Raw genomic sequence first — 11,412 nt, forward strand, 5'->3', positions numbered from 1 at the left:
AATTGTACAAAAATAGCAATAAATCTCTTCATTTAGAAACATTTTTTATTAACTTTGCACCAAAACAGCGATTTCTTTATGAAAAGAGACACCGAAATTAAATTGAAAGGTGACAAAGTCATCGAACAAATTCCTTCTTTAAAGGACAAAGCGCTTCGTATCAATTTGAATGAAAATATATACGGAACTTTTTCTGAAATTGGTGCTGGGCAAGAAACTGTAAGGCATTTCTTTAGAGCTGGAGGATCGTCAGGAACAATTGCAAAAGCAATGTCAGCCTACGACAAAGATTTTAGCGATGCAATTTACGGGGTCGAAGAAGACGGACGCTATGTTACAGAAAGCCGTCTCAAAAAAATTCTGACCCACGAAGCTGGTTTAATCGAAAAACGATTGAGCAGGAAAAAGCATCCCAATAAAATATTTTTCAGTTATGCCAATACCGTTGCTACCATTGACTTTGCGAAGCAATTCAAAGGACATGGCTGGGTTGGAATAAAATATCAATTAGAGCCTGAAGAAGAATATAATGAGATCATTCTACACATTCGATTTAAAGAAACCGATGTTCGTTTGCAACAAGAAACCCTTGGTATTCTTGGTGTAAATTTAATTTATGGTGCATTTTATAAGTACAATAATCCTAAACATTTATTGCGCTATTTGTATGATCACCTTGATAAAGACCAACTCGAAATAGACACTATCAACTTTTCTGGTCCTCGTTTTGCAAATGTTGACAATCGTTTAATGAGTTTGCAATTAGTTAAAAACGGAATGACTGATGCCGTAATTTTCGACCCCGAAGGCAAAAATATATTACCCGCAGCAATTTTGTACAAAAAAAATATACTTGCGATTCGTGGAAGTTTCCGTCCCGTAACAAAGGTGAATATGGATATGTACGAGGAATCGTTGAAGATGTTTTTGAATGAACAAAAAGTTAATCCTGATAACACATTGGTCATCTTCGAAATTACATTGTCCAACTTACGTTCTGATGGCGAAATCGATGAAAAAGATTTTATGGATAGAGCTCAATTGCTATGTTCATTAGGACAAACAGTAATGATTTCGAATTTTCAAGAATATTATAAAGTAGTTGAATATTTCGCAAAATATTCCAAAGCAAGAATGGGATTGGCTATGGGCGTAAATAATTTAGTTGAAATTTTTGACGAAAAATACTATCGTCACCTAAGTGGTGGCATCCTAGAAGCGTTTGGAAAATTATTCTATCGAGATTTGAAAGTGTATTTGTATCCAATGATAGACGAAAATGGAGAAATTCTAAATTCTGAAACATTAAAAATACATCCTAGAATGAAAGAATTATATAAATTCTTCAAATACAACGGAAAAGTGGTTGATATTGAAAACTACAACCCTAAAAATCTAGTGGTCTTTTCTAGAGAAGTTCTAAAAATGATTGGAGAAAGCAAACTTGGCTGGGAATCTATGTTGCCTGAAGGTGTTGCAAAGATCATCAAGAAAAAGAAATTATTTGGTTATGACCCCAATATGCTTTTGGAAAAAAAATAGTCAAAAAAATTGCCATAAAAAAGCCAAGAAAGTAAATTTTCTTGGCTTTTAGATTAAAATCTTATTTTAAAATCTGTGCAGCGTGGGCTTTGGTTTTTACATCCGAAATTACTTCTTCGATGATTCCATTTTCATCAATGACAAAAGTTGTTCTGTGAATGCCATCATACTCTCTTCCCATAAACTTTTTAGGTCCCCAAACGCCAAAATCTTCAATCACTGATTTTTCTTCGTCTGCCAATAATGGAAAAGGAAGATGGAATTTCTCAATAAATTTTGCCTGCGCCTTTGCCGAATCGGCACTTACTCCCAAAAGTTCATAATTATTGGCTTTGAAACGTTCAAAATTATCTCTCAAATCACAAGCTTCGGCGGTGCAACCTGGCGTACTGGCTTTTGGATAGAAAAAAACGACTAATTTTTTTCCTTTATAATCTTCTAATTGATGGGATTTTCCGTCTTGATCTACTCCAAAAAATGCTGGGGCCTGATCTCCTTTTTTTAATGTTGTCATAATTTGGGTTTATAAGTTTAGGTGTTTAAAAGTTTAGTTATTAAATTGTACCCAAAAATAAACTAAAATGACCAAACAAGAACGGGTAACATTTGTTATAAATACGTTAAAAGAATTGTATCCCGAGATTCCAATTCCTTTAGACCATAAAGACCCATACACGTTATTAGTTGCTGTTTTACTTTCGGCACAATGTACCGATGTTCGGGTGAATCAAATTACACCTTTGCTTTTTGCCAAAGCCGATAACCCTTATGACATGGTCAAAATGTCGATTGAAGAAATAAAAGAAATCATCCGTCCGTGTGGATTATCACCAATGAAATCGAAGGGAATTCACGGTTTATCCCAAATTTTAATTGAAAAACACGGTGGTGAAGTACCGCAAAGCTTTGAATATTTAGAAGAATTACCAGCCGTCGGTCATAAAACAGCTAGTGTCGTGATGTCGCAAGCCTTTGGTGTTCCTGCTTTTCCAGTAGATACACACATTCACCGATTGATGTACCGATGGAATTTGTCTGACGGAAAAAATGTAGTCCAAACCGAAAAAGATGCCAAACGAATTTTTCCAGAAGAAACTTGGAATGATTTACATCTTCAAATGATTTGGTACGGAAGAGAATATTCTCCGGCTCGAGGTTGGGATATAGAGAAAGACATCATTACCAGAACTATTGGAAAAAAATCTGTTTTGGAAGAATACCACAAAAAAACGTCCCGATGATTTCGGGACGTTTCCTTAATTTGCAATGATTTCGAAACTTTTGTCATTTACTTTAATCACATTCAGTGCTTTGGAGTAATTTAACAAAAAAGAAATGGTTTCTTTTTTAGGTTTCATTTTAGGGGTAACTAATTCTTTTTTAGAGTAAATTTTTGCCATATAATACTAAATTTTAGTTTTTTATTAGAACGCAAGAATTTACATTTTAGTATCAATTCGTTAAAATTATTTGATGTTTGTCTATCACTTTTCGCATATTCATCAGCGCATAACGCATTCTACCCAAAGCGGTATTGATGCTAACACCCGTCGTTTCTGATATTTCTTTGAAACTCATATCCTGATACATTCGCATTACCAATACTTCTTTTTGATCGGCAGGAAGTTCTTCAATCAATTTTTTCAAATCGACTTCTACTTGATCTTGAATAATTTGATTTTCTATTGTAAGCGAATCATCACTCATAATCGAAAAAATAGAAAACTCCTCTGTTTCTCTAAACATTGGCATTTTTTTGTTTTTTCGGAAATGGTCAATAATTAAATTGTGGGCAATTCGCATCACCCAAGGCAAGAATTTACCTTCTTCGTTATAAGAGTTTGATTTTAAAGTTCGGATAACTTTAATAAAAGTGTCTTGAAATATATCGTTCGAAATATCTCTATCTGCGATTTTCGAATAGATAAAGCCGAAAATTTTAGATTGATGTCTATTGATTAATACAGTCAAAGCATTTTCGTCACCTTGAATATATTTGGTTACCAATAAAGCGTCTGGGAGTTCGATACTAGCCATAGTTTATACCTTTTAGTGTTCTTAATAAAATTGAAGCAATTTTTTCTAAAAAGTAGTTCTATTCTATAGGCTAATGTTTTTTTGTGTTTGTATATTGGGTCAAATTTAACAAATAATTATCCTAATATACAATTATAACCTGAAAATTTAACATAAATCAGGAAAAATAATCTCAAAAAAGCATACTATATTTTCGCTAAAGCCGTTTAGCTAGCCTAAAAAATGAATTCCAAATCTAAAATTTGTGATTTGTTCAATACCAATTCTCATTTTAAAATTGATTACTTTTGTGAAAATTCAATTTTCCTATGCCAATTGACCTTTCTACACTCGATCCTAAGCAAAATATCATTATCAAAGGTGCACAAGTTCACAACCTCAAAAATGTGGATGTGGCGATTCCTAGAAACAAATTAGTTGTAATTACAGGACTTTCGGGTTCTGGAAAATCGTCTTTAGCTTTCGATACTTTGTATGCCGAAGGGCAACGCCGATATGTAGAAAGTTTGTCTTCTTATGCTAGACAATTTTTGGGGAGATTAGACAAACCAAAAGTAGAATACATCAAAGGAATTGCTCCTGCGATTGCTATTGAACAAAAAGTAAATACAACTAATGCCCGTTCTACCGTAGGAACTTCTACCGAGATTTACGATTATATGAAATTGTTGTTTGCTAGAATTGGCAGAACTTTTTCACCCATTTCTGGACAAGAAGTCAAAAAAAATACGGTTTCAGATGTTATTAAAGACGTAAAAGAGTTTGGAACAGACAGCAAATGGTTGCTCCTTGCACCAATCCATTTAGAAGAAGGAAGAGCTTTGGAAGACAAATTGAAAGCCTTACTCAATCAAGGTTTTTCTAGAATATTGGTCAATAATGAAACCGCTCGTTTGGATGATTTAGAAAGTCATTCGTTAGATAACAAAGATATCCTTTTGATAATTGACCGAATCGTGGTCAAGGACGAAGAAGAATTCTACAATCGCCTTGCCGATGCGGTGCAAACTGCTTTTTATGAAGGAAAAGGAATTTGTTATTTACAGGAATTAAACACACATAAACGCTTTTCGTACAGCAATAATTTCGAATTAGACGGCATTAGTTTCTTGGAACCGAATGTTCATTTATTCAGTTTTAACAATCCTTATGGCGCTTGTCCGGTTTGTGAAGGCTACGGAAACATCATCGGAATTGACGAAGAATTAGTGATTCCGAACACAGCATTATCCATTTTTGAAAATGCCATTTTTCCTTGGCGTGGCGAAAGTATGAGTTGGTACAGAGACGAATTGGTCAACAAAGCCTATAAATTTGATTTCCCGATTCACAAACCGTTTTTTGAACTTTCGGAGGCACAAAAAGAATTGGTTTGGACAGGAAATAGTTATTTTCAAGGTTTAAATGACTTTTTCAAAGAATTGGAAGAGAAAAATTATAAAATCCAAAATCGGGTAATGTTGTCACGTTATCGTGGCAAAACCAAATGCAATTCCTGCAAAGGAAAGCGTTTGAGAATCGAAGCTTCGTATGTAAAAATCAATTCCAAAACCGTTTCGGATTTGGTTGATTTGCCGATTAAACATTTGGTTACGTTCTTCAAAAACATCGATTTGGATGTCTATGAACAACAAATTGCCAAACGATTATTAGTCGAAATCAACAACCGTTTATCGTTTTTAACCGAAGTAGGTTTAGATTATTTGACTTTGAATAGAAATTCGGCAACACTTTCGGGTGGAGAATCTCAGCGTATCAATCTGGCGACTTCTTTAGGAAGCAGTCTGGTGGGTTCTATGTATATTTTGGACGAACCAAGTATTGGTTTGCACCCAAAGGACACCGAAAGATTAATCAAAGTTTTACTGTCTTTGCGGGATTTAGGCAATACCGTTATTGTGGTCGAACACGATGAAGATATTATGAAAGCCGCGGATATGATTATTGATATTGGTCCAGAAGCAGGAACTTTTGGTGGAGAATTGGTCGCTCAAGGAACGTTCAACGAAATCTTAAAATCGACTTCTTTGACAGCAAAATATTTGAATGGCGAATTGGAAATCAAAACACCTCGCATTCGCCGAAAATGGAGCAATTATATTGAAATTCTGGGGGCAAGAGAGAATAATTTACAAAACATAGACGTCAAATTTCCTTTGGAATGTTTGACCGTAATTACGGGAGTTTCAGGAAGTGGAAAAAGTACGTTAGTCAAAAAAATTCTGTTTCCAGCAATGCAGAAAAAGCTGGATGGAGCGACAACCGAAAAGGCTGGTCAATTCACAGAAATGCGTGGCTATTACCACAAAATTCAGCATATTGAATATGTAGATCAAAACCCAATTGGACGAAGTTCTCGTTCAAATCCAGTTACTTATATCAAAGCCTATGATGATATTCGGGATTTGTTTGCCAAAGAAAAACTATCCAAAATCAGAGGTTATCAGGCCAAACATTTCTCCTTTAACGTGGACGGAGGTCGTTGCGAAACCTGCAAAGGCGAAGGAACCATCAATGTTGAAATGGTTTTTATGGCTGATGTACAATTGCATTGCGAAACCTGCAACGGCAAACGATTCAAGAAAGAAGTTTTGGAAGTTGCTTTCGATGGTAAAAATATTCACGATATTCTGACAATGACTGTTGATGATTCGATTGCGTTTTTTACGGCTAATAAACAAACCAAGATTATACAAAAACTACAGCCTTTGCAAGATGTCGGTTTGGGTTATGTTCAGCTAGGACAATCCTCTTCTACCCTTTCTGGTGGGGAAGCTCAGCGTATCAAATTGGCTTCGTTTCTGGTCAAAGGGGCTACGAAAGAAAAAGCACTTTTCGTTTTTGATGAACCTACAACCGGATTGCATTTTCACGATATCAAAAAACTTCTGGCTTCATTTGATGCTTTGATTGATAAAGGGCATTCTATCTTAGTAATAGAACACAATTTAGATTTAATAAAATGTGCAGACTGGATTATTGATTTGGGTCCTGAAGGCGGCGAAAACGGCGGACTATTACTCGCCGAAGGTACTCCCGAAGAAATCCTGAAAATAAAAAAATCGGTTACTGCGAAGTATTTGAAGGAGAAGTTATAAAAACAAAAAAATACAATTTCTATCGATTCGAAATTGAAAAATAGTATGCTAGAAAACGACAACAACATTGAAGTATTGGGTGCGAGAGTGCACAATCTGAAAAATATAGACGTAAAAATTCCGAGAGAAAAACTGGTAGTAATTACCGGACTTTCGGGTTCCGGAAAATCATCTTTGGCTTTCGACACGATTTATGCCGAAGGACAACGCCGTTATGTAGAAACATTTTCAGCTTATGCCAGACAATTCCTCGGTGGTTTGGAACGTCCCGATGTGGATAAAATTGACGGACTTTCGCCCGTTATTGCCATCGAACAAAAAACCACGAGCAAAAGTCCACGTTCGACTGTTGGAACGATTACTGAAATTTATGATTTCCTGCGTTTGTTGTATGCTCGTGCCGCCGATGCCTACAGTTACAACACAGGCGAAAAAATGGTTTCCTATGACGATGATCAAATCAAAGAATTAATCACAAAAAATTTTGCAGGAAAACGAATTAATATTCTAGCTCCAATTATTCGAGCAAGAAAAGGACATTATGCCGAATTATTCCAGCAAATTGCCAAACAAGGTTTTCTGAAAGTCCGCATCAATGGCGAGATTAAAGATATTACCACTGGAATGAAACTCGACCGTTACAAAACCCACGACATCGAAATCGTGATTGACAGAATGGTTATTGAGGATACTCCCGATAATGAAAAACGTCTGACTGAAAGCATCAAAACTGCGATGTATCAGGGTGAAAATGTTTTAATGATTTTAGATCAGGATACTGATGAAATTCGATTTTTCAGCCGGAATCTAATGTGTCCTTCAACAGGAATTTCGTATCAAAATCCGGAACCGAATTTGTTTTCGTTCAATTCTCCAAAAGGAGCTTGTGAACATTGCAAAGGTTTGGGAACCGTAAACGAAATCAACATCAAAAAAATCATTCCTAATCCGAAACTATCCATAAAAAGTGGCGGTTTTGCACCTTTGGGCGAATACAAAAGCAGCTGGATTTTCAAACAGCTGGAAATAATTGGCGAGAAATACAACTTTAAATTAACGGATGCTGTCGAAACAATTTCCGAAGAAGCTATGGAAATGATTTTGAACGGTGGCAAAGAGAAATTCTCGGTCGAATCGAAAGTTTTGGGTATTACCAAAGAATATAAAATTGAATTTGAAGGAATCTCCCATTTTATCAAAAATCAATATGATGAAAGCGGTTCTGCAACCATAAAACGTTGGGCAAAAGATTTTATGGATGAAGTTAAATGTCCCGTTTGCGAAGGTTCTCGATTGAAAAAAGAAGCGTTATTTTTCAAGGTCAATGAAAAAAATATCGCCGAATTGTGTGATATGGATATTTCGGATGTAACGGCTTGGTTTCTGGATTTGGACAATCATTTATCCGAAAAACAAAAAACAATTGCCACCGAAGTGATCAAGGAAATCAAAGACAGATTAGCATTTTTGATGAACGTAGGTTTGAATTATTTGGCTTTAAGCAGAAGTTCCAAATCGCTTTCGGGTGGCGAGGCACAACGCATTCGATTGGCGACTCAAATTGGTTCGCAGTTGGTTGGGGTTTTGTATATTCTGGATGAACCCAGCATTGGTTTGCACCAAAGAGACAATGAAAAACTAATTCATTCTTTGGAGCAATTGCGCGACATTGGCAACTCGGTTATTGTAGTCGAACACGATAAAGATATGATCGAACAAGCCGATTATGTTATTGATATTGGACCAAAAGCAGGAAAATATGGTGGCGAAATCATCAGCATTGGAACGCCAGACGAAACTTTGAAATCCAACACGATTACCGCTCAATATCTGAATGGAAAAATGAAATTGGAGATTCCCAAAAAGTGCCGGGAAGGAAACGGAAAGTTCTTAAAACTTTCGGGAGCAACTGGAAATAACTTAAAAAATGTTACGATAGAAGTTCCGTTAGGACAATTGACTTGTGTGACGGGCGTTTCAGGAAGCGGAAAATCGACTTTGATTAACGAAACCCTCTACCCTATTTTGAACGCTTATTATTTTAATGGCGTCAAAAAACCACAGCCTTATAAGAAAATTGAAGGCTTGGAACATATCGATAAAGTAATTGATATTGACCAAAGCCCGATTGGAAGAACACCACGTTCGAATCCAGCGACTTATACCGAGGTTTTCTCTGAAATCAGAAATCTGTTTACTATGACTTCCGAAAGTATGATTCGGGGTTATAAGGCAGGACGTTTTAGTTTCAATGTAAAAGGCGGCCGTTGCGAAACCTGCGAAGGTTCGGGAGTGCGAACCATTGAAATGAACTTCTTGCCCGATGTATATGTAGAATGCGAAACCTGTCAGGGAAAACGTTTCAACCGAGAAACTTTGGAGATTCGTTACAAAGGAAAATCCATTTCGGATGTCTTGAATATGACCATAGACGAAGCGGTTCCTTTCTTTGAAAACATTCCAAAAATTTACCGAAAAGTAAAAACGATTCAGGATGTCGGTTTGGGATATATTACTCTTGGACAACAAAGTACCACACTTTCTGGCGGCGAAGCACAACGTATCAAACTGGCTGGAGAATTATCTAAAAAAGATACTGGTAATACGTTTTATATTCTGGATGAACCCACAACCGGATTACATTTCGAAGACATTCGGGTTTTGATGGAAGTTATTAATAAATTAGTTGACAAAGGCAATACGATTTTAATTATCGAACACAATATGGACGTAATCAAACTAGCTGATTACATCATTGATATTGGTCCTGAAGGCGGAAAAGGAGGTGGTGAAGTAGTTGCCAAAGGAACTCCCGAAGAAATAGCCAAAAATAAAAAAAGCTATACGGCGAAGTTTTTGAAGAAAGAGTTGGCGTAAATTTCCCTCCTCTGGAGGGGAAGTCAAATAAGAATGAATTCCAGAAGAAGTTGCAAAAAACAAAAACTACATTTCCATCATAAAAACTAATTTTACATTATTTTTCTGATACTAATTCTACTATTCTCTTTTTTGATATATTTGGTTGAATCAAAGACAGTAAAATCAACCAACACTTTTACACGATGAAAAAAACAAAATCAGTACTATTTTTAGCGTTTCTTTTACAAAGTATTTTAGTTTTGGGACAAGAGCTTCCTAAAGAAATGCCTCTTTTCCCGAACGGAATAAAAGACAATCCAATTACCCACGAACAAAAAGAAACTTTTGCAGATTCTCTCGTAAAAAAAGGTTCGTTATCCCAAAAAGACCGTGTTTTCAGAAATATTTCTGAACCAACGTATATGTTATTCCCAGCTGGGGAATCGAATAATAAACACGTTGCTGTTATTATTCTTCCTGGTGGCGGTTTTCACACCAATTGGCTAGATAAAGAAGGAACTGATTTGGCTCTATGGCTTTCTGCACAAGGAATCAGTTGTATGGTAGTAAAATACCGAACCAATTCAAAAGACGAAAAAGGAAAATACATCATTCCGATGGAAACTTATTTTGATGATGCCTTAAAAATAGACATTAACGCAAGTGTTATGACGATGATGGGAATGGCAGAAAAATTAAAATTCGATAAGGATAAAATAGGCGTCCTCGGTTTTTCGGCAGGCGGCTTTATGGCTGAATATTTAACTTTTACAAGTGTTAGTAAAAATCTACCTTGGAAACCAGCTTTTACAGGTTTAATATATGCTGGAGACCGATTAAAATTATTGGAAAGTGTAAAAGACAAATCCGCTCTTCCTCCGTTTTTTATGGCAATTGCAAGAGATGATAAAAAATGGAAATTACAACGAGCACTTCCTTTTTTGTCGGCTGTTGTGGAGCAAGTTGATAAATCAGAATTACACGTTTATTCTAAAGGAGATCACGGTTTTGGATTAGCGTATGACGAAGGCCATTCTGTCGGAATGTGGAAAGACAGTTTTTATAATTGGATATTAGATATTTATAACAAATAACCCTAAAAAAGATATTGAGAAAAAATATTAGTTCAATATTTAAAGAACCAATAAAATAATTTTTAAACATAAAAAAAAGCATCATTATATCCCATAATGGTGCTTTTCATTGGTGAAACGACACTTCACCCAAGCCAATTCGCTTTAATATTACAAAGACAACTAAATAAAATGTCTTAAGAATTAATATGATTATCTAAAACCGATTTTTCATTAATCATTTTGAAATCTAACGGCTGAATATCATCGAAACCAGTACTTTCAATAATTTTTTCGTCTTCAGCAATAATTTCATCAATAGTTTTTTTGGATTGAACAAATAAAACTGAATCAGAATCCATAAAAGCAGTGTCATAATCCATCGATAAAGTAGCTTGATTATAAACAGGCAATGATTTCAAAACTGCAATTGCTTCATAAGCATTTGATAACTCAGCATAGTTCAATGCGGTAAATCCCTGACTATCTTCAATGTTACGGTCTGCGCCTTTTTGCAATAAGTATTTTATAATTTCTACTTTATTATAACGAGCAGCGTACATTAAGGGCGTCATTCCATTTAATTTTTTGTTGACTTTCGTACCGCTTTCAATTAACTGTTTAACAGTTTCAATTTCTCCTTTACTAATCGCTATAGCTAAAGTTGATGGGGTTTCTGAAAATACATTCAGTTTTTTTTGATTGCCAATACTATTAGTATTAGAAGCCAATGACACACTAGTAAAAGCCATTAAAGTAATTCCTAAATAAACGATAAAATTTTTCATTGTAATTGCATTTAA

Annotated in this window: 9 protein-coding genes; 5 read left to right on the forward strand and 4 right to left on the reverse strand. The window is 35.4% G+C overall.

Translation table 11 applies throughout. The annotated features are described in order from the left end of the window. Window positions 1-78: 78 nt before the first annotated feature. A complete protein-coding gene (locus tag C3L50_RS04925; protein WP_103805028.1) occupies window positions 79-1,542 on the forward strand; it encodes a nicotinate-nucleotide adenylyltransferase in 1,464 nt (487 codons plus the stop codon). Window positions 1,543-1,603: 61 nt separating this feature from the next. Here the strand turns inward: C3L50_RS04925 and bcp are convergent, their stop codons facing one another. Beyond that, entirely contained in the window at window positions 1,604-2,056 is a 453-nt protein-coding gene (gene bcp / locus C3L50_RS04930; protein ID WP_103805029.1) for a thioredoxin-dependent thiol peroxidase, read from the reverse strand. 67 nt (window positions 2,057-2,123) lie between these two features. Between bcp and C3L50_RS04935 the strand changes: the two genes are divergently transcribed. Further along, window positions 2,124-2,783: an endonuclease III domain-containing protein gene (locus C3L50_RS04935; protein WP_103805030.1), complete on the forward strand. Its 660-nt coding sequence runs from the start codon at window positions 2,124-2,126 to the stop codon at window positions 2,781-2,783. A 15-nt stretch (window positions 2,784-2,798) separates the two neighbouring features. Here C3L50_RS04935 and C3L50_RS16275 read toward each other — a convergent pair whose 3' ends face one another. Then, window positions 2,799-2,942, reverse strand: coding sequence for a hypothetical protein (locus C3L50_RS16275; RefSeq protein WP_165783972.1), 144 nt, complete (start codon window positions 2,940-2,942; stop codon window positions 2,799-2,801). A gap of 52 nt (window positions 2,943-2,994) precedes the next feature. Beyond that, window positions 2,995-3,579, reverse strand: a complete 585-nt coding sequence (locus tag C3L50_RS04940; RefSeq protein ID WP_103805031.1) for an RNA polymerase sigma factor — start codon at window positions 3,577-3,579, stop codon at window positions 2,995-2,997. 308 nt (window positions 3,580-3,887) lie between these two features. On the opposite strand from C3L50_RS04940, the gene uvrA (C3L50_RS04945) reads away from it, so the two are divergent. The 3 genes from uvrA (C3L50_RS04945) (at window position 3,888) to C3L50_RS04955 (ending at window position 10,630) form a co-directional block, all read left to right on the forward strand. Continuing rightward, window positions 3,888-6,677: an excinuclease ABC subunit UvrA gene (gene uvrA / locus C3L50_RS04945; RefSeq protein WP_103805032.1), complete on the forward strand. Its 2,790-nt coding sequence runs from the start codon at window positions 3,888-3,890 to the stop codon at window positions 6,675-6,677. 45 nt (window positions 6,678-6,722) lie between these two features. After that, on the forward strand, window positions 6,723-9,554 hold the full coding sequence (gene uvrA / locus C3L50_RS04950; protein WP_103805033.1) for an excinuclease ABC subunit UvrA: 2,832 nt from the start codon (window positions 6,723-6,725) through the stop codon (window positions 9,552-9,554). Window positions 9,555-9,739: 185 nt separating this feature from the next. Further along, window positions 9,740-10,630 (forward strand): alpha/beta hydrolase, encoded by an 891-nt coding sequence (locus C3L50_RS04955; protein ID WP_103805034.1) that lies wholly within the window; start codon window positions 9,740-9,742, stop codon window positions 10,628-10,630. Between the two features lie 176 nt (window positions 10,631-10,806). Here the strand turns inward: C3L50_RS04955 and C3L50_RS04960 are convergent, their stop codons facing one another. Further along, a complete protein-coding gene (locus C3L50_RS04960) occupies window positions 10,807-11,397 on the reverse strand; it encodes an ankyrin repeat domain-containing protein (RefSeq protein WP_103805035.1) in 591 nt (196 codons plus the stop codon). Between the last annotated feature and the right edge of the window lie 15 nt (window positions 11,398-11,412).

Origin of the sequence: Flavobacterium alvei (genome assembly GCF_002920895.1) — a bacterium.
In the GTDB taxonomy this organism is placed as follows: domain Bacteria; phylum Bacteroidota; class Bacteroidia; order Flavobacteriales; family Flavobacteriaceae; genus Flavobacterium; species Flavobacterium alvei.